This is a genomic window from Sphingobacterium puteale, from assembly GCF_003627955.1.
GTDB lineage: Bacteria > Bacteroidota > Bacteroidia > Sphingobacteriales > Sphingobacteriaceae > Sphingobacterium > Sphingobacterium puteale.
On sequence record NZ_RBWS01000001.1, the window covers coordinates 766,135 to 791,717 of the forward strand.

Genomic DNA, 25,583 nt, shown 5'->3' on the forward strand with positions numbered 1-25,583 from the left:
TTATATACTGTAAGTTGATTTAATTATAAAAATGGATTTCTATATGCAAAAATCAGGGTATTATGGCTTCATCAGACCATTCCTGTTCAATTTCCTCGAGACTCTTGCCTTTGGTCTCTTCCAATTGTCCCCACAAAAACACATAGCCAATCAAGCAGACTATTCCATACAGCCAGAATGTGCCCGCCGCTCCCAAGCTTTGGTTCAACATCGGAAACGTATAAGTAAGCACAAAACATGCTATCCATAACAGCGAGGTAGCTATAGCCATCGCTTGCGCTCTAACTGCCGTAGGGAAAATTTCAGCAATAATAACCCAGGTCACTGGCGCTAATGTCATCGCATAAACCGCAATTCCAGCTAATACCAAAAGAAGCACAAAGATTCCACTGCAATTGAAATAGTAGCAAGCACCTAATGCCGCATAAATACCAAAAAGCCCCGCCGAACCAAACAACATTAATGCGCGACGCCCGACCCTATCGACCATATACATTCCTACGAAAGTAAAGATCACATTGATAACGCCTGTTATAATGATATTGAAGAGCATCCCCGAAACTGTGTATCCCGCGGCTGTAAAAATTTCTTGTGCATAGTTAAAGATCACGTTGATGCCGCACCATTGCTGAAACACGGCGATAAAACTTCCGAGCAGCAATAACTGCAATAATTTCCCCTTAAATAAGCTCCTTTTCTTCGGTGTATCTTGGTTTCGTTTAGCCGCATCAATGGTAGCCATGCTTTCTTTAGCATAATAATCACCACCCATCCGCAAAAAGATACGTCTGGCCTCTTCATGTTTTCCCTTGTTGTATAGCCATCTGGGGCTTTCCGGAATCAGGAAAAGCAGCAATAAAAAAATAACCGCCGGAATCGCTCCCGCCCAAAACATCCACCGCCAGCCCTGCTGCCCGTTCCATGTTGAGGCTATAACTTCTTCGGGCAACACGGGCTTTGCAATCAACCAATTGACAATTTGCGCCGCGAGTATACCCAATACAATCGTCAGTTGGTTAATCGAAACAAATTTCCCACGGCTCTCCGCGGGAGCTATCTCGGCAATATACATCGGCGCCAAATTGGAAGCTACGCCTATACCTATTCCTCCGAGCACCCGATAGATAATAAAGATGTTAAGGTCAGCAGCCATACCCGTCCCTACCGCAGAGATAATAAATAGAATTGCGGCGGTATAGATCAATGGCTTTCGTCCATAACGATCTGCCAAGCCTCCTGAAAGTAATACGCCGATAAAGCTGCCTACAATTGCTGACGACATCGCCCACCCCTGAAGTGCGGGAGCAGACTCCAAATGAAAATATGCCTCATAGAAAGGCTTCGCCCCTCCAATGACAACCCAATCGTAGCCAAAAAGAAAGCCACCAATAGCGGCCACAAATGTGATTAACAGCAAATACATTGTCTTGGTCTTTTGCATAAGAATTTACATATTTAGATTTATTGACGTAAAATTAGTGGAATACTGTATGTAAATCATGTAAGTGAACACGATAAACATGTAAAATATTACTATTTTTATAGCATATACCAAATTTCCTGATTTATGAATAGAGATACAGATGTGATGGCAGAAGGATTCAAAGGTGAGAAGGCAATTGTGCTCCCTTATTCCGTGTGCAACTACCAAGCTGCCAATACAATTACTTCAAAATTACACATCACACATATTGGCTACTATCCGAATGCAAAAAAGCATTATCGTGACCGTCAGGAAGGCTGTGCAGAATATATTTTGATTTATTGCGAAAACGGCCATGGGTGGATCAAACAGGATGGAATAACTTATAATATCGCCAGAAATGATCTTTACATCATTCCTAAAAACACAACGCATTCTTATGGTTCCAGAGCCAACGACCCCTGGAGTATTTATTGGATCCACTTTCAAGGTACTGAAACATCTCTTTTTGAAAATATCATCGGACAGATCACTCACATGGATGACAACCACACAAACAAGCAAAACGACCGACTTCAGCTATTTGAAAGTATATACCAAAATCTGGAAATGGGCTATAGTCCAGAAAATTTAGAATACACAAGTTTTTGCTTTCAATATTTTTTGGCGTCCATCAAATATTCGACACAATACAAAGAAAGCAATCCGATTAAGGTAGATAATATCATTCAGGATATCATCCTGTTTATGAAGGACAATCTGGAAAATAACATTAGCCTGGACGAGATTGCTTCACATTTTAACTATTCGAAATCGCACTTGATCAACTTATTCAAACAGAAGACCTCTTATCCGCCCATGGTATACTACAATCAATTACGCATGCAAAGAGCCTGTTCATATCTACAATTTACGCTGCTAAAAATTAAAGAGATCGCTTTCAAGCTGCATTTCTACGATCCCTTTCATTTTTCCAAGGCGTTTACCAAAGAGATGAAGATGTCCCCCCAAGATTATCGGAGAAAGTATCAGAAATAGTGCTGATTTCTTATAGTGTCTTATTTAGCATAGGGCTATTTCAGATAGGTTTCCAGTCTAAAGCCTACCCTCGGCGAAAGAAGATCAACCTAACAATTTGTGGCGCCGAGTTACCGCTAGGATAGAACCATTTTTACAATGGAAATTTAGGCGTTCTTTTTTCAAGAAAAGCGGAAACTCCTTCTTTGAAGTCGTCTGTTCCGAACAAGTGACCAAATGCATCCATCTCCACCTTACTACCATCGCGCTTTTTATCACCAGCGGCATTGATGGCATCTATGGCGCTGGCAACCGCGACACGTGAACGTGTAAATATTTTCTGAAGTATTTCTTCGGCACGCGAAATCAGCTTTTCCTGTGGAACGACTTCGTTCACCAGTCCCATTTCATAGGCTTTATGCGCATCAACCATATCGCCGGTCAAAATCATCTGCATAGCATGCCCCTTCCCGATCAAAGCTGGTAAGCGTTGTGTCCCACCATAACCCGGAATCAGTCCCAAAGAAACTTCAGGAAGTCCCATTTTTGCATTTTCAGAAGCAATGCGCATATGACAGGCCAGTGCCATCTCAAGCCCTCCACCTAAAGCGTAGCCGTTGATAGCCGCAACAACGGGTTTTGGCGCTCCCTCAATAAGATCCGTAAATATAATATGACCGCGCTCGCTTAGCCAGCGGGCCTGGACAACAGACAGGTCTGTAAACTCCTTAATATCCGCCCCAGCGACAAATGCTTTCTGGCCTGCTCCCGTCAATATAATACCACGGACATGACTATCTGCATTAAAGTGCTTAAAAATATCCTGTAGTTCATCAAGTGTCTCCTGATTCAGGGCATTCATTTGAGGTTCGCGATCTATTAGGATATAGCCGATGCTATCTTTAACCTCATATTTTAAATTCGAATAATGGGTCATAAAGCTAAAAATTAAAATGTATGGATGCTGTAAAGGTATCTGAAGGCACCCCTTCTCCACCTTTGTAGCTCAATCTCTTTTTATACTCTAATCTAAGCAATTTAAAGATATTATCCACACCGACCAAACCTTCAACATAAGGTTTATTGCGCAAGGCCTTTGTTTGGACAATACCATTTTTATCGGCTTCAAATTGAATATTTTCAGGCGTTACAAAAGGGTTATTCACATCACTCAGTTTTCCATAAAAAGCTTTAAAACCTGTCAGTTCACGCCATTTCAGTTTTCTGAACAAAGGGATTCTATTAAAGAAAAACCCGTTCCAGTTATGATGATAGGTCAATTTTAAAAACTGGTCGGATGCAAACTCTGAAGTGGCCATCAAATCAAAGTTGACCAGCGGCCCCGCTTTATCTCTGGAGACATCGGGGAGCTCCAACAGCGTATACGGCAAATGTTTTCCCCAGATCCTTCCTCCGGAAAACTCAAAATCTGCCTGTCCGGCCGGAGATAAAAACATCCGCTTGAACACACTGAACCTTAAGGCATCATAACTATAATCTGCTCCCCAAAAGCCGGTCAGCCCCCTGTTATATTGAAGTGTAAAAATCGGGTATTTATTTTCTACTGTACCACGATCTAGGTTATGGTAGGTAAAATCCTCATTTGGAGCCCAGCGTAGGATAACTTGTAGATCGTTTGTATTTACCCTACGGATCGTATCGGGGCTGGGTAGAGTATTGATGTAAAATAAATCACCCCTTGGCTGTCTCCGGGTATGAGTAAATGCAGTGGCGATACTGACATGGTTACCAAACTCAATCAGATGATCGAGACGATAGATATCGTTAAATTGCCATTTATTTGGCCTATTCTTTCCAAAAGATCGGAAAAATCCGTCGCCTTTTAGAAAGCCCAGATTACGACCCGGCTCCATGACATCGTGCTGTACAGTAAAGCGCAGATAGTTTGCAGGAAACTGAACAATACGCTCGCCATTAAGGGTAAACGCTGTACTTAGATAATATTTTATCTCCTTGTCTTTATCGCCATAAGCGGTATACCCTTCTATAAATGCCTTTTCGGAAAACAGACGTGTAGTCCGACCACTCAGCCGGATACGGTTACCTTCATAATTATTCCGGCTATAGAGGTACTCCAACGGCCCGAACTCAAATTTTCCGGCATTGTAATAGCCTTTTGCCAATAAGTAACCTAAAGCAACCAACTGGTTGAAGGAGCGCATATTCTGAACGGAATCCACTTTTTGGTAGGCCCCCAATTCAGCTTTGCTCAGTGGCGCAGGTCTGACTTGAATCATCGGAACCTTTGCCGAGGATTGAAGCAGGTATCTTTTTTCAACGGGACCCCCCGCAAAGTTATCATTCGAGATTGAGTCTGTCCGGTGTCCTAGGTATTGCGTTTCCCTACGACCATATAAAACATCCGATTTGCTTGCACCAAACAATATTTTTAAATCGGTATGTACCGGAATCATACTCCCATTTTTAAATTCGCTGTAGCCCAAATCGATCTGTACATCATTGATCCAGTTGATATTTGCCGCCTTTCCAATATTCAATGTGGCCCGCTGAACAGCAAACCGCGTATCGTCTGAGATAAGGAGAACACCGTAGAAAAGCAAATCAATCTTGGATTTACCCTCAAAATGAAGTTCGATATAGTCTTTACCAGCAATCTGGACGGTATCCTCTATACGGTATTTATAAAAGGCGGTGGCACCTGTAGCTATCGGACTCAAAATCCCCTTATTCGCAATCTGTATGGTATTCTCGTAGAGATCGACATTCCGAAGTATGGTCTGGAAACGGGTCTGCCAATTGTCGTTATTAAAAAAACGGGGATTTAGTTCTGTCTGATTGTGGCTAGTGACAATCTTTTTGCTCCGGTTAGGGTCGTGCGATGAATAGACGTTTGCATAATTTTCTTCCATATAGAACGGAGCTATCGTTACACCTCGAAATACCGAGGAGTCAATATTTTCAAAAAGAAACCGGAAGGGTTTTGGAACTTTTTTTGCTTTATCTTCTGGGTCCACAAAGCCAAATTGCGTCTTCTCATACTCATCAAAACGGATCTCGGGAATACGAGTATAATGATTTTGCGGACGATGGGCAATGACCTGTTCTATCAGTGCAATCGCAGGATCTTTTGGTTTCCTATTCTTTCGATTGATGACAACCATATCCAGCGTATTGTCTTTCGAAGTCAACCGAACAGTCATCAAAGTATCAGGGCCCCGTTGTACGTCTATCGTCCTTCGCTCATATCCCACTGCCCCAAATGTCAATTGCCGATGTTGCTTTATATCCTGAATCTTAAAGTAACCAAGTGTATCGCTGGTACCTCCTCCCCCATCTCCGACCCAGTTTATCGATACGCGAGCAATTCCCTTGCCCGTCTTTGCATCAACAACCTTACCGCGAAGAAATTCTTGCGCAATCACTTCCCCCCCGAACAGCAGGAATAATAACACACTAAAAAAGCTTATTGAAAAAGATTTAACACACACTTTAAACACCATCTTCAAACTGATAGGATTTCTTTTTTACAATATACAATTTGTATTCAAGAGTTATACCAATAAATATAAAAAAAGCATAACGAAATCGCTATGCTTTAATAAACAACAAGTATTTTAACAGAAATTTTATATTAACTTTATAAGACAGTCTGGATATACGCCGATAAGAATGGTCAATCCAACCGCTAGCAATAGAATGAATGAGTAATTCCATTGCACATTTACACAGGATTCTTCGCTGTCTCTAAAATACATCGCAACCACCACTTTCAAATAATAATAGACTGCGATAGCGGCATTGATAACCGCTAACACCAATAACACAATATGGTAATTCTCCATGACCGAGGAGAACATCATAAACTTACCAATAAACCCTGCGGTTAACGGAATACCTGCAAGTGAAAGCATCGCTACAGTAATCGCAAATGCCAGCATTGGATTTCGTTTTCCTAATCCGTTAAATGCTTCAAAATGCTCTGATCCCGTTGTTTTCTTGACAAGGATCAATCCAGTGAACGCAACAATTGTTGCAAGTGAATACGCTAGCCCATAAGCGAAAATACTATTGGCTGAAGTAGTCCCGACCGCTATAATAGCGAACAGCATGTAACCTGCGTGCGAGATACTGGAATAAGCCAACATGCGCTTGAAAGAAGATTGCATGACAGCTGAAATATTTCCAATAAACAATGTGATAATCGCTATAATCAAGAATACCGGCTCCCAGAAATCTTGTAAAGGAACTAGGCTGTAACTAAACAACCGTAATAAACCTGCAAAAGAGGCCACTTTGACCACTGTACTCATATAACTTGTGATCAGAATAGGCGCCCCATCATACACATCTGGTGTCCAAAAATGAAATGGTGCTGCCCCTACTTTGAAAGTCAGGCCGACAATAAGCAATAGGATACCCCCATAAAATAAGGGTGAGATCGCATGCGGATTATTCACAACATAGTCTTTTATCTCATCCAAATTGAATGAACCTGTGGCTCCATATAATAACGCAATACCAAACAGTAAAAATCCGGTCGAAAATGCGCCCATTAAAAAGTATTTCAGTGCGGCCTCATTTGACGCTTTATCCCGCTTACGGATACCGACTAAAATATAAAGCGCAACGGACATGATTTCTATACCCAAAAAGAGCATCGAGAAATTGTGATAGCTATTGACCAAAACAGCCCCCGTCAACGAAAATATCAGTAATGAATAATACTCTGCGACTTGTCCCCCTTCATCAAAATACCCCTTTGAGATAATAAATATGCACAAAGTAACGGCGACGCATAAGACCGAAAAAGCAATCGCATAATGATCGAAATGAACCATCCCACTGAAAAGAGGCCCTTTGTCAGCTGTCCAATCATTCAATAGAAAACCAATCGCTACCAAGAATCCAAGGATGGAAACCGGTAAAAGCAAGGCTTTCGCTTTGAACAAGCCAAGATAAAGAACAACTAATGCTAATATTGAAAGTGTAATTATAGCTCCCATACAAATTGATATATCTATTTATCTGCCTAAAAATGTGCTTAAAACTTCCACTGAACCCGCAGAAAGATTCAATAGGAAATTCGGGAATATACCGATATAAAGAATCAAGAAGGAGATCAAACTCAATACAACGAGTTCTCCCCCTTTTACATCTTCAAACCGCATGGTTTCGTCCGTAGTTTCCCCCAACATCGTCTGCTGATAAAGGCGAAGCGTATACACAGCCCCTAATATTAACGTTAGTCCGCCGAAAACTGCAAACCAGAATCCATATTGAAATACACCTTTCAATAACAGAAACTCACCAATAAAACCGTTGGTTAGAGGCAGTCCAACTGCACCCATACAGATAATCATAAAAAAGATCGCTAATTTTGGAGCTTTGCTCGCAATTCCGCCAAGTTCTGAAAGACGACGTGTTTGCGTACGTTGCTGCACGATATCCAGTACATAAAAAAGTCCAATGACCGAAATACCGTGATTTAACATTTGTATTGTTGCGCCACTTAAACCATTTGTATTCCAAGTGAAGACCCCCGCACTGATCAATCCAACGTGTGCAATAGAGGAGTATGCAATCAACCGTTTGGCATCGTCCTGCTTAATGGCAATGATAGAAGCATAAACAATTCCAATGATACACAAGATCATGGCAAATTGCCCATACAAAGCAACCCCCGTGGGAACCACAGGCAATAACCAACGCATTAAACCATATACCCCCATCTTCAACATAATACCAGCCAACAACATGGTTCCCGCCGCCGGTGCATTCGTATATGTATTCGGCTGCCAAGTGTGAAACGGAAAGATGGGAATCTTAATCGCAAAGGCAATAAAAAATGCCCAGAATAACCAACGTTGTGTGTTATCCCCCAGCTCCAAAGCGATAAAAGAAGTCCATTCAAAATCATGACTTGGTACTTGCTGATAGAGATAAAGAATTCCGATCAACATCAAAAGACTTCCCAAAAAAGTATAAATGAAAAACTTTAGATTAACCCGAATACGATCACCTTCGCCCCATAGTGCGCAGATAAAATAAATCGGAATCAAAGCGATTTCCCAACCCACATAGAACGTAAAAGCATCCAACGCCATAAACACAAGCAGTAATCCAGCTTGCATAAAAGCCATCAACGCATAAAAATTGCCCCTATAGTCTTTAGAAAAAGTTGTTGCAATAATGAAAGGCATCAATCCATTGGTCAATAGTATCAGCGGCAAACTAATCCCGTCTACCCCAAGATGAAAATGAATATGCAGAGCAGAAATCCATTCCCAATTTTTTTCGAATTGCATTCCGCCATTCGGATCAAATTGACAAAGGAATGGGATCGTCAATGCGAGCGATACTATTGATAAAATCAATGCTATTGACTTGGCGACATTGGTCTTTAATAACGCTAAAATCAATGCGCTGATTAAGGGCAATAAAATAAGTAAGAAAAGGTTATCCATCGATTATACTAAATATTAAAGACTCAAAAATCCATACACGAAAATAGCAATCACTCCAATTACCATCATCAATAAATAAAACCCAACATTTCCATTTTGAAGCAAGCGGAGTACTTTTCCTGTATCAAATGTTGCTTTACCGGCTCCATTAACAACACCATCAATACCACGTTGATCCACGACCTGACCAAAGAAAGTCGATAGCCAGTTGATCGGGCGTACAACGACAGCATCATAAAGTTCATCCACATAAAATTTATGGTAGGAAAGATTTGCCAGAAATCCCCGTGGAACTTCATCTCCAGCAGGTATTTGCTGACGCTTCACATAGACGTTGTAGGCAAGGCCAACCATAATGAATACACCAACTACAGAAACTGCCATTAACATATATTCCGTACTATGCTCCAAATGATGTGCCGCAGGAATCAATGCCTTCCCCTCAGCAAATACAGGCGCAAGAAAATGCTCCAACCAATGGTTTCCACCTAGCGCTGCGGGTAAGTTTATCGCGCCACCAGCAACAGAAAGCACTGCTAACACCATCAAAGGGAATGTCATACTTTTTGGTGATTCGTGAAGATGATGCTTTTGTTCCTCCGTGCCTCTAAATGAGCCAGAGAATGTCATGAATAGCATTCTGAACATATAGAAAGCTGTCATTAACGCTCCCAAAAATCCTAGGCCCCATAAGAGCGGATTGGCAGCGAATGCATTGGCCAATATTTCATCTTTAGAGAAAAATCCGGAAAATGGAGGGATACCTGCAATTGCTATTGTTCCAATGAGCATGGTGATATAAGTAATTGGCATCGCTTTCTTCAATCCACCCATTTTTCGCATATCCTGTTCATCACTCATCCCGTGAATAACGGATCCTGCACCAAGAAATAATAAGGCTTTGAAGAATGCATGAGTCAATACGTGAAAAAATGCACCCGTAAATGCTCCTACGCCTAGACCAAGAAACATATAACCTAATTGAGAAACTGTCGAATAAGCCAGTACTTTCTTAATATCATTTTGCGTTATTGCGATTGCAGCGGCCAGCAAGGCAGTACAAATCGCGATAATGGAAATCAATTGTAGGGTAATCGGTGAAAGTACGAATAATACATTTGACCGTGCAATCATGTAGATACCTGCAGTCACCATGGTCGCGGCATGTATCAAAGCCGATACAGGCGTAGGACCAGCCATAGCATCCGGGAGCCAAGTAAACAAGGGAATTTGTGCTGATTTACCTGTTGCGGCTATAAATAGCAATATGGTGATGCTCACGACAGCGATGTCTCCCGCGGCAAAATTCTTCGCCCCCGCAAATACCGTAGAAAATTCAAGTGATCCGAAAGTTCCCAATATCAGAAATACCGCCAACAAGAATCCTAGATCACCAATTCTGTTCATCACAAATGCTTTTTTCGCAGCATTTGCATAAGAAGTATTTTTATACCAAAATCCAATGAGCAGGTAAGAGCAGAGTCCTACACCTTCCCAACCAATAAACATGACCAGATAGTTAGAACCCAACACCAACAACAGCATGAAAAAGATAAATAGATTCAAATAAGCGAAAAACTTACCAAATCCGTTATCGTGATGCATATACCCAATAGAATAAATATGGATCAAAAATCCAATGCCAGTGACAATCAACAACATAATTGCACTTAATGGATCCACTAAAAAGGAAAGACTTATTTTGAGATTTCCCACAGAGATCCAGTCAAATACATGTTTTTCGACAATTCCTGCCTGTCCCGCCTGTCTTGATTGATATACTTCGGAAAAAAGGATACAACTGCAGATAAAAGAAATAAGCACCACGGCGCTGCCCAAAGCACCGATCATACTTTTGGAAAATGCATTCCTGCCCAATCCATTCACTATAAACCCGATCAAGGGCAAAAGGGGAATCAACCAAATTAATTCACTCATCGTATTTATTTCTTAAGTTCTACCAACGAAGTTTATTCAAGGAATCGATATCCACAGACTTCGTATTCCGATATACCATAATAATAATAGCCAAACCGACCGCTACTTCCGCGGCTGCAAGTGCCATAATAAAGAAGACAAACACCTGCCCTGATGAATCACTATGCTGCACCGAAAAAGCTGCTAACAGCAGGTTGACAGCGTTAAGCATTAATTCGATCGACATCATAATAATGATTACGTTACGACGGATAAGCACACCGACCACGCCAATAGCAAAAATAATCGTGCAAAAAATCAAATAATGATTTATCGGTACACCCTGCAACTGTTGAACAATTGTTTCCATTAGATTTGTTTAGGTTCTTTCTTAGCTAATAAAATCGCTCCAATCATGGCTGTCAATAATAATAAAGAAGACAGCTCAAAAGGAAGCAAAAATTCGTTAAACAATACCTTGCCCAGATTTTTTACCAGTCCAATTTCAGGATTAACGATTGTCAAAGGGTTAGAGATCTCAAACACACGGTATACTCCAAAAAAGGTAACCACTAAGCAACAGCCAGCAATTACCCCCATAAATTTAACCAGATTGGACTTCATCGGTTCGGTATCCTTATTTAAATTGAGCAACATGAGTACAAATAAAAAGAGTACCATGATCGCCCCCATATACACAATAAAATTGACCACAGCCAAAAACTGGGCATTCAATAAAATGTAATGCACCGTAAATGTGAAAAAGGTAATGACCAGATACAATACACTATGCACAGGATTCTTTGTAAAGATGGTCATCAGCGCAAAGAAAATAGACAAGAAGGCTACAAAATAAAATACTGTCATAATTTCTTGAATTAGCTCTTTAATTTGGTAATATCAAAAGTTGGCTCGACCAGCTTATCCTTCCCATAGATAAAATCCTTACGTAGATAATCTGCTGTCACATGTGGACCGTCCAAATAAATAGCTTCTTTTGGACAGGCTTCTTCACAAAGACCGCAGAAAATACAGCGCAACATGTTAATTTCATAAACTGATGCGTACTTTTCTTCACGATAGAGGTGTTCTTCCCCCTTTTTTCGTTCAGCAGCAGTCATTGTAATTGCTTCGGCAGGACATGACAACGCACATAATCCACATGCGGTACAGCGCTCGCGTCCCTCCTCATCGCGCTTTAGCGAATGTTGCCCCCTAAAATTCTTCGAATAAGGTCTTATTTCCTCAGGATATTTAACAGTAGGGATTTTCTTAAAAAAATGTCTCAATGTAATACGCAGGCCCCTGACTATTGCCGGAAAATAAATTCTTTCCGAAAAGGTCATTGGTTTTTGTTCGATTACTTTCTTACGATTGCTTAGTTGCATAAAAATCCTTTCTTATGATGAGAAATAAGTATCTTTTATCAATGTAAATACCCCTGTAAGTACAATATTGGCAATAGCCAAAGGAATCAGCATTTTCCAGCCCAGATTCATCAATTGATCATAACGGAACCGTGGTAATGTCCAACGTACCCACATAAAGAAAAAGATAAATCCAAATATTTTAAGGAAGAATACGATTACCCCAATAATGGTGATCCAGTTTGCGGACAGCCCAAGGTCATTCATAAAAGGGAAATTATACCCTCCAAAATAAAGTGATGCCATCAATGCCGAAGACACAAACATATTGATGTATTCAGAGAACATATAAAGCCCCAATTTCATGGAAGAGTACTCTGTATGATAACCGCCGACCAATTCAGTTTCACATTCGGGTAAATCAAAGGGAACACGGTTACACTCCGCAAATGCACAGACCATGAAAATAATAAATCCCAGTGGCTGTGCCCAGATATTCCAATTGACAAAACCCGATTGTTGGGCTACAATTTCTTTAAGTGAGAGACTTTGGGTCACCATCAACAATGCGATAATGGAAAGTCCCATGGCAATTTCATAACTGATACTTTGTGATGCCGCACGAATTGCGCCCATTAACGAAAATTTATTATTGGACGCCCATCCGCCCAGCATGATGCCATATACGCCCAATGCGATGACACCAAACATGTACAATATACCGACATTGACATCTGCTACCTGTAGCGAGACCACACGATCGCCGATCTGTAATTCCTGTCCCCAAGGGATAACAGCCGAACTGATACAGGCCGTAATGATTGCAATGGTCGGCCCGACAATAAAGAGCACCTTATGTGCACCTGCAGGAATAATCTCTTCCTTAAAGAAGAACTTTCCACCATCGCACAATGGCTGTAGGAGACCAAATATACCAGCCCGATCCGGACCGTATCGGTCTTGCATAAAACCTGCTATTTTACGCTCGGCAAGTGTTGAATACATCGCAATCACCAAGGTAATAACGAAGATTACAGACACCAATATTAATTTTTCTATAACAAAAGACCACTCCATGATGCGTGCTTATTTCAATTTTTCTGTTCTAGCCAACTGTTCTCGATTTTGTTGTTGAAGTATCGGGTTCTCCTTCACCACTTTTGGCGGATTAAAAAGTTCATAATGATTGGCCGAGATAACAGATTGCGAATCAATTTCTGTCGGTTCATCCAAGATCCAATCACTTGTTTTTTTCTGATCAAAACGACAGGTATTACAGATAAATTCTTCTACCTCACCAAATTCATCTTTCCGTGCAGTTACACGGATAACTTCTTCCCCTTTATACCATAATGTCACTTTACCAGAACATGTCGGACAATCACGGTGCGCATCTATCGGCTTTGTAAACCAGACCCGGTTTTTGAAACGGAAAGTTCTGTCAGTCAAAGCCCCAACTGGACAGACATCAATCACATTCCCCGAAAAATCATTGTCGATTACATTTTCGATATAAGTAGATATTTCCGAATGATCTCCACGCCCCAAAATACCATGCACGCGTTGATCCGTCAATTGATTCGCCACATAAACACAACGGTAACATAAGATACATCGGTTCATATGCAATTGGATTTTGTCCCCAAGATCGATTCGTTCAAAAGTACGGCGGTCAAACTCATAACGTGTATCTGCACTGCCATGTTCATACCCAAGATCTTGTAACTTACATTCCCCAGCCTGGTCGCAGATCGGACAATCCAAAGGATGATTGATCAAAAGAATCTCAACGACGCCCTTTCTTGCCTCCACGACCTCTGGTGAGGTAATATTCTGCACTTCCATACCATCCATCACCGTAGTCCGACAGGATGCCACGAGTTTTGGCATAGGCCGAGGATCCTTCTCGGAGCCTTTCGAGACCTTCACCAAACAAGTACGACACTTCCCGCCACTGCCTTCCAGTTTAGAATAATAGCACATTGCCGGCGGAACGATGTCGCCACCAATTTGCCGTGCTGCATTCAATATGGTTGTCCCCGGCGCGACCTCTACTGGTATACCGTCGATTGTGACCTTAAACTTTACATCTTCCGCTTCTGCCATGATATTTATAATTTATCGTTACAGCTTTTATTATGATACAATTGGTTGTAAAGGATCCGCATAATGCGCCAATCCGTAATTTCTTGTTTGTGACTCCTCCGGGTGTAGTATATGCCATTCAAACTCATCTCTAAAGTGCCTGATCGCCGCAGCAACAGGCCAAGCAGCCGCATCACCCAATGGACAGATCGTATTCCCTTCAATCTTGCGTTGTACATCCCAAAGCAAGTCAATATCGGACATAGATCCATGTCCACTTTCAATTTTATGTAACACTTTTTCCATCCAGCCGGTTCCCTCACGACAAGGCGAACATTGTCCACAACTTTCATGGTGATAGAACCGAGCAAAGTTCCAGGTATTACGAACAACACATTGGTCCTCGTCAAATACGATGAAACCACCCGAGCCAAGCATGGTTCCTGTTTGGAAGCCGCCATCAGCTAACGATTCGTAAGTCATGAGACGACTGTTTCCGGCAGCTGTCTTCAGGATAAGGTTTGCTGGTAGAATCGGCACCGACGACCCGCCGGCCACAACAGCTTTCATCCGTTTTCCGTTAGCTATTCCACCACAATATTCTTCCGAGTAAATAAACTCCTCCACCGGTAAGCCAAGTTCGATCTCATAAACACCAGGTTTGACGATATTTCCACTGGCTGAAATCAATTTCGTTCCTGTACTACGCTCGACACCGATCTTTGCGTACTCTTCCCCACCCAAATTAATAATGGGAACGGTCGCCGCAATGGACTCCACATTGTTTACCACAGTTGGGCAATTATATAATCCCGCTATAGCCGGGAAAGGGGGTTTAATACGTGGATTACCACGTTTACCTTCCAAAGACTCCAATAATGCAGTTTCCTCCCCACAGATATACGCACCTCCACCCGGTTGGACATAAATCTCCAGATCATAGCCTGAGCCCAATATATTCTTACCTAAAAATCCTTTCTCCTTTGCTTCAGCAATGGCGCGCTCCAAAATTCTGATCTGCGGCATCATCTCACCACGCACATAGATATAGGAGGTATTTGCGCCAAGGGCAAAACTAGACACAATCATCCCTTCGATCAAAGCATGCGGGATATGTGTCATCAAATAACGATCCTTGAATGTGCCTGGCTCAGACTCATCCGCATTACAGACCAAATAACGGGGAACACCCTCTGGTTTTGCGAGAAAAGACCATTTCATTCCTGTCGGGAAGCCTGCTCCACCCCTTCCGCGTAGTCCCGATTTTTTCACCTCCTCAACCACATCTTCAGGAGACATTGTTTTTATTACTTTTTCAACAGCTACATAGCCCCCTTTCTGACGATAAACCTCAAAGGTATTGATGCCCGGGACATCGATATGTGTCAATAAAAGTTTACGTGCCATATTATTCTGTTTTAGCTTTTAAATTATCAATCAATTCATCCACCTTAGCCTCATTCAAGTTTTCATAGAAGGTATATTCGGGACCAATCTGTAAAACAGGCCCGAAACCACAGGCAGCCAGACATTCTACACCTCGCCAGGAGAAAAGTCCATCCGCCGTAACCTCTCCCTCTCTTACGCCAAGCTTTTGCTCCAAATGCCCCATGATCCGTTCTGCACCCACTAAACAACAAGGACCGGTACGACAGATTTCCAAGACATATTTACCTTTAGGCTCCAACAAAAACATGGTATAAAATGTTGCGACCTCATAGACTTCGATCGGTAAAATATGAAGATAAACAGCTACTTGGTCCATTGCGTCCGCACTAACCCAACCAAATTCCGCTTGAACCAAATGCAAAATAGGTAACAGACCTGATTTCTGCTTTCCTTCAGGATAACGGCTTACCACCTCTCCAAACTTGGCGAGCAACTCGGGAGAAAACGTTACATTTTCATTATGTTGTTTTACACTAAGCATCTAATTCTCCTGCTATAACGTTAAGACTACTCATGTTAATAATTGCGTCAGAAATCAACATCCCTGCGCTCATAGGCGCAAACATTTGATAATTGACAAAAGAAGGCCTTCTAAAATGAAGACGATAGGGTGAACGGCCACCGTCATGGATCAAATAAAAACCCAGTTCACCATTTGCTCCCTCTACCGAATGATATACTTCGGCTTTAGGTGTGTCGACCTCGCCCATAACAATTTTAAAGTGATATATCAGTGCCTCCATATTGGTATAGACCTGCTCTTTCGGTGGTAAGTAGAAATCGGGGACCTCGGCATGGAATACGCCTTTCGGTTCCTTTTCGATTTTTTCCAAGGCCTGCTCAATGATGCGAAGCGATTGCCACATTTCCTCGTTTCTAACCATAAAACGATCATAGACATCCCCCGTTGTACCCACAGGAACTTCAAAATCAAATTCTTCGTAAGAACAATATGGGTTTTGTACCCGAACATCATAGTCCACGCCTGTAGCCCTTAAAATAGGGCCGGACCAGCTATAATCTAAGGCTTCCTCCGCAGAAACGGCAGCGACACCAGAAGTTCGCTCAATAAAAATTCGATTCCGAACGAACATTTCCTCAAACTCTTTCAATACAGGAGGATAACGTTTTAAAAACTCACGAATCTTATCAAAAGCAACGGCATTAAAATCCCGTTCAAATCCGCCAATACGGCCGATATTTGTTGTTAGACGTGCACCGCAGATCTCTTCGAAAATCTCATAGATAAATTCACGTTCCTGCATCACATACAAAAAACCTGAGAAAGCCCCTGTATCTACCCCCAAAATTCCATTACAAATGATATGATCGGCGATACGAGCAAGCTCCATCACGATAATCCGCATATATTGCACCCGTTTTGGTATCTCAATTTTCAGCAGTTTTTCAACGGTCATGTGCCAACCCATGTTGTTAATGGGCGCCGAACAATAATTTAAACGGTCCGTTAATGGAGTAATTTGATAAAAAGGCCGATGTTCAGCGATTTTCTCGAAAGCACGGTGGATATACCCTATCGTAGAAACACCACTCACAATTCGCTCCCCATCTATCTGAACTACATTCTGGAATACGCCATGAGTAGCTGGGTGTGTGGGGCCAATATTAAGGGTGATAAGCTCATCCTGCGGATCATTATCATCGAAAATAGGCTGATTAGAAGTTATCTTGCTTATAAAATCGCTCATATCATATAAATTAACGGCCGAAATACAAATCTTTTTTATCTACTCGATTTGGATCTTCCAAGGGATACTCCTTCCGCATTGGAAACACCTCCATATCGTCAACATTTAGGATTCTTCTCAAGTCCGGATGACCTATAAAATTTACACCAAAAAAATCATAAGTCTCACGCTCCATCCAATTTGCCCCTTTCCAAACAACTGTAGCAGTTGGAATTTCGGGATTTGGACCAAACAAAAACACCTTTACACGTATCCGAATGTTGTGAATCAAACTATGCGCATGATACACAACGGCATATTCTTTCTCTAAATGGGGATAATGTACCGCAGTGATATCAGTTAAATGAATAAACTGTAACTCGGGGTCCGACTTCAGAAAGCGCAACACATCTATTATATCCTCGGCATCGACAAGGATGGTCAATAAATTATGTGCATCTGGAATTTCTACAATCTTTGCCGGGAAATTTCCTTGGAGTTTCTCCAATAAAAAACTGTTCTCCATCCTCTATTTATTAGTATGTATACCGTATTTTTCTAATAGCGCCCTATATTCAGGCGTATTTCGCCTATTTAAGGACTCATTTTTAACGATATCCTGTAAGCGCAATACACCATCCAAAATAGCCTCGGGCCGAGGAGGACAACCCGGCACATAAACATCCACAGGAATAATCTCATCGATACCCTGTAACACAGAATAGGTATCAAAGATCCCGCCACTGGAAGCACAGGCCCCCACTGCAATCACCCAACGCGGCTCGGCCATTTGCACGTATACCTGCCTCAAGACAGGAGCCATCTTCTTTGCAATAGTTCCCATCACTAACAACATATCCGCCTGACGTGGGGAAAAACTAGGCCGCTCTGCACCGAATCTGGCTAAATCGTAGGTGGAGCCCATCGTAGCCATAAATTCGATACCACAACAGGATGTCGCAAAAGGCAAAGGCCACAATGAGTTTGCACGCGCCAATCCGATCGCTTTATCCAAACTTGTCGCAAAGAATCCCGCACCTTCTACTCCTGGAGGAGCTTCTGCCAATTTTATATCACTCATGAAAAGACGATTTATAAGGTTTAAGTACAATTGACTATTACAGCCAATGTTACAGGACAACTTAGTCCCAGTTTAATGCTTTTTTCTTAATGACATAGATAAAGCCCAACAAGAGCAATCCCATGAAAATAAACATTTCGATCAAGCCCTGAAAGCCCATTTCTCTAAAGTTGACAGCCCATGGATACATGAAAATAACCTCAACATCAAAAATGACAAACAGGATTGCCACCAAAAAATACTTAATGGAAAAGGGTTGCCGCGCGTTTCCTACGACTTCAACACCAGACTCAAACGCTCCGAGCTTATTTTCTGTCCTAACTTTCGGCCCGATAAGGTGTGTGATAATTATGGTACCTACTCCGAATCCTACCGCTACGATAAGCTGTATGAATATAGGTAAGTAATCTATCGGCATACTATTGGCGTGCTCCATCTCAATCAAAATTTATATTGGTAACTGTCTTTAAATATAGAGATTCCGTGACTAAAATCAAAACAAAAAAGGCGCAGATCGTACGATCTGCGCCTAATTTAGAATCATTTTAGTTAAGCTTATTTTAAAGCCTCTAAGTATCCTTTAACATCCTCGTTAGTAGGATCAATCTCCACTACCTTTTGGAAGTTTTGCTTTGCTTTCGCTGTATCTTGTTTCAAATAATGGAAAAGACCAATATAAGTATAACCATCCACTAAGTACGCTTTATTCTTTTCTTGTGTGCCTCTTTGGTTGATTGTATCAATCAATTTTTGGAATGCCGCCACGAAGTCTCCTTTTGGCTGTGCCATATCATCAGAGCCCAAAGCTGAAAAAGCTTTATAATATAACGCATTAACTAAATACTTATCTTGAGCCTCTTTATTGTCAGTTGTCTCAATGATCGTAAGCTCTTTTTGCGCATTAGCAAAATCAGCGATAGCTTGATTCCTCAAATCTTGATTAACATAGTTCCCTTCAGCATCTTTCGCTTGAGTATCTTTTTTGAAACCAATTTGATAGCTACCCTCACCGGCGTAATAGTGCGAATCGAAGTAATAAGGAGAATCTTTATACTCACCTACAAGTCCAAATAGTGAAACTGCGGTTTGTAATTCTTGCTCCTGATATTTTGCAAAAGCTAGCTCTGCAACCTCTCCCAACAGCTCTTTATCGCCTTCGATCGCTTTTTTAATATTTGCAATTCCCTTTTGAATATTAGCTTCGTTTTCAGGAGTCAGAACTGGAGCTGCCACGGCAGCTGTGCTATCTGCGCCAGCGGCTGGAGTAGCGGGTTTTGGACTGTTAGTAGCAATTTCAGCCATACCCAGGTACATATAATCCAAAGGAATAACACGATCTTTCTCCATCTTGCTAAACATTTGATTTAAATACTCTAACGCTTTTGGATAATCCTTTGATTTTTGGAACGCAATATAACCTAAGTAACGATAGATCTTTGGATCTATCGATGGATTTTTAGCCAATTCTTCTGAAACTGTTTTCAACTCGTCATATTGACGCGCGTAAACCAAGAAGTCAGCATAACGAATTTTTGCTTCTAGTGTATTATCACCAGCTACTTCCAAATATTTCTTGTATTGCTCAACACCTTTTTTGTTCAGCTCAACATATTTTTCATCAGTCGTTCCAGGCATTTTCGACCATTGATAATACGTTTCGGCCAACTCACGGTAAGTAGGTGCATAAGTAGGAGTTTCAGCAACAATTGCTTCCAATTGTGTTACAGCCTCATCATAGGCTTGAGCGCCTCGAACGATAATTGCCTGACCAACTTTGGCTTTAACCGAATTTTGATCAATATCCATGGCATCCCCATAGCTTGTATAAGCTAATGAACCTTCTCTCAATCCACGGTATGCATCACCTAAAGCTAAAGGAATAGCAATATCTTTGGTATTTTTTGCTTTCGCCTGTGTCAAATATTCCAAAGCTTTCGCATAATCCGGTTCTGGTGTATTAATATATGCACGACCGATTTCCAATAATGGCTCGTAGTCCTTTTTACCTAACTTTGCTGTTGCTAAAGCAAACTTCGATTCTGCACTAGCTTTATCTTTTTTCAATAAGTCAACATAGCCTAATCCGACATTATTGATAGTCGCTTTTGGATCATTAGTCAAACCTTGGTTGAAAATCGCAGCGGCAGAGTCCGCTCTGTCGTTTACCAAATAAACTTGACCCAAATAGAAATAATTATCTCCATTCTTAGGTTGCTTAGTCACTAATTGTTGAAGAATAGTTTTCGCTTTACCATAGTTTTCAGCCTCGATGGCTGCTCTAGCATCTTTCAAACTCTGCGCACTTACTGTGCCCACAGATCCAGCCAATAAAAGACTAAATAATAATTTACTGTTTGTCATAATCTATTTTTGTACTATTTATTATCTATTTAATATAACTCTCATCTCTAATAATGATCTCTCGTCCGGGCATTGTTTCAGGGACCAATCCCGCTTTTAATACAATGCGCTGTCCGCGATCTCCTGTCAAAAATGCGCTAAAGCCTAAGCCCAAACCCATATTTGGTTGATAATTCATGATGTAAACCGGTCGTATGAACGGATACACTCCGTCCGCTATGGTTGACTGTGATGGCTTATAAAAAAGCCCTTTAGACTCTCCTTCACCCACATTTTCAATGCTCAATGTACGAATTTTCTCCAATAATTGCGAATTTTTTTCAACAGCTTTTAAAAACCAATTATAACCGATAACGCCCACAGAATTTGTATTCTCACTGATATACCTCATTACGTCCTCACTATCCTTCATGGCTGAAATGGCCTTTGGATCAATTTTATCCAATTTATAATAGTCCTTTAAAAAACGCAGCGTACTTGAATTCGCATTGTCAAAAATCAAACGTTGGCCACTTAAATTACCCTCCAACAAAGACTTAACGTTCTTTTGGGACATTATAGTATCAGCACTGCTACGATTATTGATTAATACAACAGCGTCGGATGCCATCTGGAAAATTTTAGGCTGAATACCGCGCTTCTTAAAATAGTCGCCCTCCTTATCCGTTAGCTTTCTGGTTAACACAATAACATAGGCAGAATCTGCCAGCAATGCATTGACCGCTTTTATTTCTGGTCGTACCATAAGCTCAAGGCTGGAATTCGGATAGGAACTTTCAAATACATCAGCGGATTCTTTGATGACCGGCAATAATGTCTGATCGACCAAGACGGGCAATTTGCCGGTTAGGATATCCTCACTCTCTCTTTTGCTCTTCGACTTGTCTTTACAAGATTGAAATAACCCTGCACAGAGAACAAGCATCACAGGAATTATACTATATTTTCTCATACGATACATCATACAATAAGACAATTAAAATAAATGAATAGTTTAATTTTTGAAGAGAGTTGATTAAAATTAAAAAGAGCGCCAGCTGCTAATTAAAATTGTTTTGCCAAAGTCGTACAAACCGCATAAAAGAATAGAGAATCAATACAACGCCAAAAACTGTTTTGTACGTCGGATTTATCTCAATGGGAAAATTATCCCAAAAAATAATCAGTAGACCCAAAACAAAATAAAAGGCAAACATAAATAGTCCTAAAATAGACAGAAATCGCTTTAAAGGCGATTTCTGTCTATAATTAGAATTATTATTCGAATTAAAATCTGTCATTCTAATTTTGAATAGTATTCAAACGAATTGGCAGGGTGTAAGCGACACGAACTGGACGACCATTTTGAATACCTGGCTTCCATTTTTTAGCCTTTTTCAACAGCTTAACAGCTGCATCTCCCGTACCATATTTCAAATCACGTTTTACGTTGATATCAGTCAAACTACCATCTCTTTCCACGACGAAAGAAACTTCCACAACACCGTTGATTCCATTTTCTAATGCCGCTTGAGGATAATCATAGTTAGAAGAAATCCATGACATAAACGCTTTCATACCTCCAATTGGCTCTGGATTCACCTCTACTGCCGTAAAGATTTTATCGCCATTTGGATCACCATTTGGATCACCCTTTGAAACACCAGTGATTCCACCGTCCTGTTTCTTCGAACCAAACTCACCACGTGCTACTGAAGTACCTGTAGGACTACCCTTCAACGTAATGCGTGCCGGTGTTTTATTTGGATCTTTCAACTCTTCTTGAGAAGCAACTTCCTCGACAACTTTATTAGCAGGAGCTACTTTTGGCTCAGGAAAACGAATCAAATCCTCTTTTGGCACATCCATCGCCACTTGCTGAGGTTTCTCTTCCGGTTCTTGTGGAAGCGGCTCCTCTTCTGGTGGTTCTGGCGGTTTGATCTCTTCAAGGTCTTCCAAGGTAACTTCTGTTACTGCCGGAGGTGCTTCAACAGGTTTCTTCGGAAAAATTTTATCTCCGAAAAGACGAAGAAGGCTGGCAAGAACCACTACGCCGATAACGACAAGAAGTCCTCTATTCGTCGCTTTAGGGGCAAGTTTACGTAGCTCATACGCGCCGTATTCCTTGTTACGTCCCTGAAAAACGACTTCAAGCCATTCTTTCTTAAAAATATCTAATTTTGACCCTATCATATTTTTATACTTTATCGTGCTATCTAATAATGATTAATCATTGTAGATATTGTCACGTTTTAAAACCTCCACTTCTTCTGGACTGATTTTAGCAATCATGTAACGTTTGATATCAACGATTTTCATTTCGTCAAGAATATCTACCAAGTTACGTTGCGTGCTTTTATCGCTCGGTCTAATGATAACGATCAAATCCTTACCGCCAGCAACGCGCGGTACATAGGCTTTCTTCTCCATCAATACCTTGCGAATACCATCAGCTCCGTAACCAACAGTCGTTGGTCCTTCGATAGGATTTTTTACTTGTCCGTAAATCACAGAGACTTTGTTATCAGATCCCAATAAAACTGTCAATGAACGGTTATCAGCTGTCAATAAATCGGGCTGAGGCTCATCCTTAACTTTATTTTTATCTGGCATCGCCACGTCCATCGCTTGTGGTTTATTTAAAGATGTGGTCAACATGAAAAAGGTAATCAATAAGAAAGCCAAATCCACCATGGCTGTAAGGTCGACCTTACCGCCGTTTTTCTTGGACCGAACTTTCCCGCCTTTGCCTTTTTTACCACTATCCTGATTTAATTCTGCCATTTTTTGTTCTTATTAAATCGTCAATTATTTTTCCTCAGCACGCATACCAGTGATGAAACTAAATTTGTTTTGCTTTTGATTGCGCAATGTTTCAATAACTTGGTTTACAGAAGGATATTTTTCATTCGCATCAGCTTTGATCGCAATTTTCAAAGGCCCCGGGTGAACAAAGTTCTTGTCCGACGATTCCTTTTCCTTATTTACCTCTTCAGCTGCTAAACGTGTGTTTTGAACCCAGTAATACAACTCATTGGAAGTATTTTCTGTACTGTCAATCGGAATACCAGTTTGTACACCTTTTTCTGTACGTTTACCTGCGTCCAAAGCCAATAATCCTTTCAACTTAGACATTGGTACACCAAAGTTTTCCATCAGTTTGAAATGATCATAATCTTCTTGTGAAAAGCCAATGCCATATTTTGCAGACATTCTTTCTAATGCTTTCACGCGAACCTGTTGATCTGTCGTTCCGAAGAAAACTTTTCCACCATCACCGATTGTAATCATACCCACATTAGAGTCAGGTAATTTATCTTTCGTAGTTGATGCTGGGGTATCCACCGTCAATGCTTCCGGTTGGCGCGCTGTCGCCGTTAATACGAAGAACGTAAGCAGCAAGAACGATACGTCACACATCGCTGTCATGTCGATCGACGTACTGGCTCTTTTTACTTTTGCTTTACCCATTTTTAATTCTTCTTTTTAAATTAATTAAACTCAATCTTCTAATCTATGATGCTTTTGATTTTTGATTTCCATAAAATAAAATCAAAAATTTTCATCACAGTTCTTATTTGTGGTTTGCAGCGTATGTTTGTACGATTGAGAAACCAGCTTCGTCGATAGAGTAAGTTAATTTATCGATTTTTGCAGTAAAGATGTTATACAATACGATAGCGAATGTTGAAGTCGCGATACCCGTAGCTGTATTGATCAAGGCCTCAGAGATACCGTTTGCTAATTTAGCTGAATCTGGAGCACCGCCGGTTGCCAACGCCGAGAAGGCTTTGATCATACCTGTTACTGTACCTAATAGACCACATAATGTACCGATAGAAACTAAAGTTGCGATTACGTTTAAGTTTTTCTCCAACATCGGCATTTCTAATGCTGTAGTTTCTTCGATTTCTTTCTGAATTGCAATAGTAGCTTTTTCAGTATCAACATTAACATCAGCTGATACGGCTTTGTATTTCAATAAACCAGCTTTTACTACGTTTGCAACTGAACCTTTTTGTTTGTCACACTCAGCGATAGCTGAATCGATGTTTCCACCATTAATCAAAGATTGAATTTTTCTAACAAAGTTTCCAACGTTTCCTGTACCAGAAGCTTTGTTGATAACGATTAAACGTTCTACCGAGAAAACCCAAACCATTAAGAATAAACCAAGCAAAACAGGTACGATAGCCCCAGCATGGTAAACCATTCCTAAGTAGTTACCTGGATTTGGAGCATTTTCAGGATTGTTGTCAACGAAGTTAGTCGGATTACCCATCACAAATTTCCATACACAGAAACCCACGATGAAACAGATGATGATTGCAGCTTGAGCAAAGAAAGATCCTCCGTTGTTGCTCTCTTGTTTTGCAGCAGTTTTAGGTGCGTTTGCCATTTTTCTAATTTTTAGTTTTTTACTGTTGTTTAAATATATAATGTTGTTTAAATTATATGCACTCTTATTCGCTTTCGAAATCAATTTTGCAAAGCAAATTTAATATTTAATGTCAAATTTAAAATATTCATCTCAAATATATATAAAAAATCAAATTTGTTTTTTCAAACTGAATACACCATCCAATGGTGTCATTTTTCTCAGCAGTTCCCGTATATAATCCTTATTACCATCAGCTAAATCGCTTATTAGCAATAATTATTTTACAATGAAAACCATTTTTTTTTTGATATGCAAGAAAAACGAGGATTTTAAGCGACAAAAAGTAAGTGATTACTCATGTTTCCTGATAAATGACTCAGTTTATTCTT

24 protein-coding genes are annotated in these 25,583 nt (G+C 40.7%); 1 reads left to right on the plus strand and 23 read right to left on the minus strand.

Translation table 11 applies throughout. From position 1 onward, the window contains the following. Nucleotides 1-52: 52 nt before the first annotated feature. Complete coding sequence (locus D7322_RS02895) at nucleotides 53-1,441, minus strand: sugar porter family MFS transporter (protein ID WP_121121090.1); 1,389 nt, start codon at nucleotides 1,439-1,441, stop codon at nucleotides 53-55. Between the two features lie 126 nt (nucleotides 1,442-1,567). On the opposite strand from D7322_RS02895, the gene D7322_RS02900 reads away from it, so the two are divergent. Continuing rightward, on the plus strand, nucleotides 1,568-2,461 hold the full coding sequence (locus D7322_RS02900) for an AraC family transcriptional regulator (RefSeq protein ID WP_121121092.1): 894 nt from the start codon (nucleotides 1,568-1,570) through the stop codon (nucleotides 2,459-2,461). 133 nt (nucleotides 2,462-2,594) lie between these two features. On the opposite strand, the gene D7322_RS02905 is transcribed toward D7322_RS02900, so the two are convergent. The 22 genes from D7322_RS02905 to D7322_RS03015 form a co-directional block, all read right to left on the minus strand. Next, on the minus strand, nucleotides 2,595-3,377 hold the full coding sequence (locus D7322_RS02905; protein WP_121121094.1) for an enoyl-CoA hydratase/isomerase family protein: 783 nt from the start codon (nucleotides 3,375-3,377) through the stop codon (nucleotides 2,595-2,597). Nucleotides 3,378-3,381: 4 nt separating this feature from the next. Next, nucleotides 3,382-5,874, minus strand: a complete 2,493-nt coding sequence (locus D7322_RS02910) for a DUF5686 family protein (protein ID WP_183078585.1) — start codon at nucleotides 5,872-5,874, stop codon at nucleotides 3,382-3,384. 174 nt (nucleotides 5,875-6,048) lie between these two features. Further along, the gene (locus D7322_RS02915) at nucleotides 6,049-7,425 is read right to left on the minus strand and encodes an NADH-quinone oxidoreductase subunit N (RefSeq protein WP_121121098.1); all 1,377 of its coding nucleotides are present in this window, start codon (nucleotides 7,423-7,425) and stop codon (nucleotides 6,049-6,051) included. An 18-nt stretch (nucleotides 7,426-7,443) separates the two neighbouring features. Continuing rightward, the gene (locus D7322_RS02920; RefSeq protein WP_121121100.1) at nucleotides 7,444-8,886 is read right to left on the minus strand and encodes a complex I subunit 4 family protein; all 1,443 of its coding nucleotides are present in this window, start codon (nucleotides 8,884-8,886) and stop codon (nucleotides 7,444-7,446) included. Between the two features lie 15 nt (nucleotides 8,887-8,901). Continuing rightward, nucleotides 8,902-10,824 (minus strand): NADH-quinone oxidoreductase subunit L, encoded by a 1,923-nt coding sequence (gene nuoL / locus D7322_RS02925; RefSeq protein WP_121121102.1) that lies wholly within the window; start codon nucleotides 10,822-10,824, stop codon nucleotides 8,902-8,904. 19 nt (nucleotides 10,825-10,843) lie between these two features. Continuing rightward, nucleotides 10,844-11,173 carry an NADH-quinone oxidoreductase subunit NuoK gene (nuoK, locus tag D7322_RS02930; RefSeq protein ID WP_121121104.1) on the minus strand — a complete coding sequence of 110 codons (330 nt, stop codon included), beginning with the start codon at nucleotides 11,171-11,173 and terminating at the stop codon, nucleotides 10,844-10,846. Further along, nucleotides 11,173-11,670 carry an NADH-quinone oxidoreductase subunit J family protein gene (locus D7322_RS02935; protein WP_121121106.1) on the minus strand — a complete coding sequence of 166 codons (498 nt, stop codon included), beginning with the start codon at nucleotides 11,668-11,670 and terminating at the stop codon, nucleotides 11,173-11,175. Before D7322_RS02935 ends, nuoK begins: the two co-directional genes overlap by 1 nt. A gap of 11 nt (nucleotides 11,671-11,681) precedes the next feature. After that, entirely contained in the window at nucleotides 11,682-12,191 is a 510-nt protein-coding gene (locus tag D7322_RS02940) for a NuoI/complex I 23 kDa subunit family protein (protein WP_077437308.1), read from the minus strand. A 12-nt stretch (nucleotides 12,192-12,203) separates the two neighbouring features. Further along, a complete protein-coding gene (nuoH, locus tag D7322_RS02945) occupies nucleotides 12,204-13,247 on the minus strand; it encodes an NADH-quinone oxidoreductase subunit NuoH (protein WP_121121107.1) in 1,044 nt (347 codons plus the stop codon). A 9-nt stretch (nucleotides 13,248-13,256) separates the two neighbouring features. Continuing rightward, a complete protein-coding gene (locus D7322_RS02950; protein WP_121121109.1) occupies nucleotides 13,257-14,276 on the minus strand; it encodes a 2Fe-2S iron-sulfur cluster-binding protein in 1,020 nt (339 codons plus the stop codon). Between the two features lie 30 nt (nucleotides 14,277-14,306). Then, nucleotides 14,307-15,662, minus strand: coding sequence for an NADH-quinone oxidoreductase subunit NuoF (gene nuoF, locus D7322_RS02955; protein ID WP_121121111.1), 1,356 nt, complete (start codon nucleotides 15,660-15,662; stop codon nucleotides 14,307-14,309). A gap of 1 nt (nucleotide 15,663) precedes the next feature. Beyond that, complete coding sequence (locus tag D7322_RS02960) at nucleotides 15,664-16,185, minus strand: NADH-quinone oxidoreductase subunit NuoE family protein (RefSeq protein WP_121121113.1); 522 nt, start codon at nucleotides 16,183-16,185, stop codon at nucleotides 15,664-15,666. After that, nucleotides 16,178-17,413 (minus strand): NADH-quinone oxidoreductase subunit D, encoded by a 1,236-nt coding sequence (locus tag D7322_RS02965; RefSeq protein ID WP_183078586.1) that lies wholly within the window; start codon nucleotides 17,411-17,413, stop codon nucleotides 16,178-16,180. The genes D7322_RS02960 and D7322_RS02965 overlap by 8 nt, the downstream gene beginning before the upstream one ends. 10 nt (nucleotides 17,414-17,423) lie before the next feature. Beyond that, nucleotides 17,424-17,918 carry an NADH-quinone oxidoreductase subunit C gene (locus D7322_RS02970; protein WP_121121115.1) on the minus strand — a complete coding sequence of 165 codons (495 nt, stop codon included), beginning with the start codon at nucleotides 17,916-17,918 and terminating at the stop codon, nucleotides 17,424-17,426. A 3-nt stretch (nucleotides 17,919-17,921) separates the two neighbouring features. Continuing rightward, on the minus strand, nucleotides 17,922-18,473 hold the full coding sequence (locus D7322_RS02975; protein WP_104383484.1) for an NADH-quinone oxidoreductase subunit B: 552 nt from the start codon (nucleotides 18,471-18,473) through the stop codon (nucleotides 17,922-17,924). A gap of 61 nt (nucleotides 18,474-18,534) precedes the next feature. Continuing rightward, nucleotides 18,535-18,909: an NADH-quinone oxidoreductase subunit A gene (locus D7322_RS02980; protein ID WP_121121117.1), complete on the minus strand. Its 375-nt coding sequence runs from the start codon at nucleotides 18,907-18,909 to the stop codon at nucleotides 18,535-18,537. Nucleotides 18,910-19,028: 119 nt separating this feature from the next. Continuing rightward, nucleotides 19,029-20,834, minus strand: a complete 1,806-nt coding sequence (locus D7322_RS02985) for a tetratricopeptide repeat protein (RefSeq protein ID WP_121121119.1) — start codon at nucleotides 20,832-20,834, stop codon at nucleotides 19,029-19,031. Nucleotides 20,835-20,859: 25 nt separating this feature from the next. Then, on the minus strand, nucleotides 20,860-21,786 hold the full coding sequence (locus D7322_RS02990) for a PstS family phosphate ABC transporter substrate-binding protein (protein ID WP_183078587.1): 927 nt from the start codon (nucleotides 21,784-21,786) through the stop codon (nucleotides 20,860-20,862). A gap of 329 nt (nucleotides 21,787-22,115) precedes the next feature. Beyond that, entirely contained in the window at nucleotides 22,116-23,006 is an 891-nt protein-coding gene (locus D7322_RS03000) for a TonB family protein (protein WP_108634594.1), read from the minus strand. Between the two features lie 33 nt (nucleotides 23,007-23,039). After that, a complete protein-coding gene (locus D7322_RS03005; protein ID WP_077437320.1) occupies nucleotides 23,040-23,597 on the minus strand; it encodes an ExbD/TolR family protein in 558 nt (185 codons plus the stop codon). Nucleotides 23,598-23,621: 24 nt separating this feature from the next. Continuing rightward, complete coding sequence (locus D7322_RS03010; protein ID WP_121121125.1) at nucleotides 23,622-24,284, minus strand: ExbD/TolR family protein; 663 nt, start codon at nucleotides 24,282-24,284, stop codon at nucleotides 23,622-23,624. Nucleotides 24,285-24,387: 103 nt separating this feature from the next. Beyond that, nucleotides 24,388-25,212, minus strand: a complete 825-nt coding sequence (locus D7322_RS03015; protein ID WP_121121127.1) for a MotA/TolQ/ExbB proton channel family protein — start codon at nucleotides 25,210-25,212, stop codon at nucleotides 24,388-24,390. Nucleotides 25,213-25,583: the final 371 nt, after the last annotated feature.

Bases quoted from the DNA above. Each gene is read 5' to 3' on its own strand.
- D7322_RS02970 (WP_121121115.1), bottom strand. From the start codon at position 17,918: ATGGAGAACAGTTTTTTATTGGAGAAACTCCAAGGAAATTTCCCGGCA.
- nuoK (WP_121121104.1), bottom strand. From the start codon at position 11,173: ATGGAAACAATTGTTCAACAGTTGCAGGGTGTACCGATAAATCATTAT.
- D7322_RS03010 (WP_121121125.1), bottom strand. From the start codon at position 24,284: ATGGGTAAAGCAAAAGTAAAAAGAGCCAGTACGTCGATCGACATGACA.
- D7322_RS02985 (WP_121121119.1), bottom strand. From the start codon at position 20,834: ATGACAAACAGTAAATTATTATTTAGTCTTTTATTGGCTGGATCTGTG.
- D7322_RS02980 (WP_121121117.1), bottom strand. From the start codon at position 18,909: ATGGAGCACGCCAATAGTATGCCGATAGATTACTTACCTATATTCATA.
- D7322_RS02950 (WP_121121109.1), bottom strand. From the start codon at position 14,276: ATGGCAGAAGCGGAAGATGTAAAGTTTAAGGTCACAATCGACGGTATA.
- D7322_RS02990 (WP_183078587.1), bottom strand. From the start codon at position 21,786: ATGAGAAAATATAGTATAATTCCTGTGATGCTTGTTCTCTGTGCAGGG.
- D7322_RS02900 (WP_121121092.1), top strand. From the start codon at position 1,568: ATGAATAGAGATACAGATGTGATGGCAGAAGGATTCAAAGGTGAGAAG.
- D7322_RS02915 (WP_121121098.1), bottom strand. From the start codon at position 7,425: ATGGGAGCTATAATTACACTTTCAATATTAGCATTAGTTGTTCTTTAT.
- D7322_RS02965 (WP_183078586.1), bottom strand. From the start codon at position 17,413: ATGAGCGATTTTATAAGCAAGATAACTTCTAATCAGCCTATTTTCGAT.
- D7322_RS02975 (WP_104383484.1), bottom strand. From the start codon at position 18,473: ATGAGTGATATAAAATTGGCAGAAGCTCCTCCAGGAGTAGAAGGTGCG.
- nuoH (WP_121121107.1), bottom strand. From the start codon at position 13,247: ATGGAGTGGTCTTTTGTTATAGAAAAATTAATATTGGTGTCTGTAATC.
- D7322_RS02935 (WP_121121106.1), bottom strand. From the start codon at position 11,670: ATGACAGTATTTTATTTTGTAGCCTTCTTGTCTATTTTCTTTGCGCTG.
- D7322_RS03015 (WP_121121127.1), bottom strand. From the start codon at position 25,212: ATGGCAAACGCACCTAAAACTGCTGCAAAACAAGAGAGCAACAACGGA.
- D7322_RS02920 (WP_121121100.1), bottom strand. From the start codon at position 8,886: ATGGATAACCTTTTCTTACTTATTTTATTGCCCTTAATCAGCGCATTG.
- D7322_RS02960 (WP_121121113.1), bottom strand. From the start codon at position 16,185: ATGCTTAGTGTAAAACAACATAATGAAAATGTAACGTTTTCTCCCGAG.
- nuoL (WP_121121102.1), bottom strand. From the start codon at position 10,824: ATGAGTGAATTAATTTGGTTGATTCCCCTTTTGCCCTTGATCGGGTTT.
- D7322_RS03000 (WP_108634594.1), bottom strand. From the start codon at position 23,006: ATGATAGGGTCAAAATTAGATATTTTTAAGAAAGAATGGCTTGAAGTC.
- D7322_RS02895 (WP_121121090.1), bottom strand. From the start codon at position 1,441: ATGCAAAAGACCAAGACAATGTATTTGCTGTTAATCACATTTGTGGCC.
- nuoF (WP_121121111.1), bottom strand. From the start codon at position 15,662: ATGGCACGTAAACTTTTATTGACACATATCGATGTCCCGGGCATCAAT.
- D7322_RS02905 (WP_121121094.1), bottom strand. From the start codon at position 3,377: ATGACCCATTATTCGAATTTAAAATATGAGGTTAAAGATAGCATCGGC.
- D7322_RS03005 (WP_077437320.1), bottom strand. From the start codon at position 23,597: ATGGCAGAATTAAATCAGGATAGTGGTAAAAAAGGCAAAGGCGGGAAA.
- D7322_RS02940 (WP_077437308.1), bottom strand. From the start codon at position 12,191: ATGCAACTAAGCAATCGTAAGAAAGTAATCGAACAAAAACCAATGACC.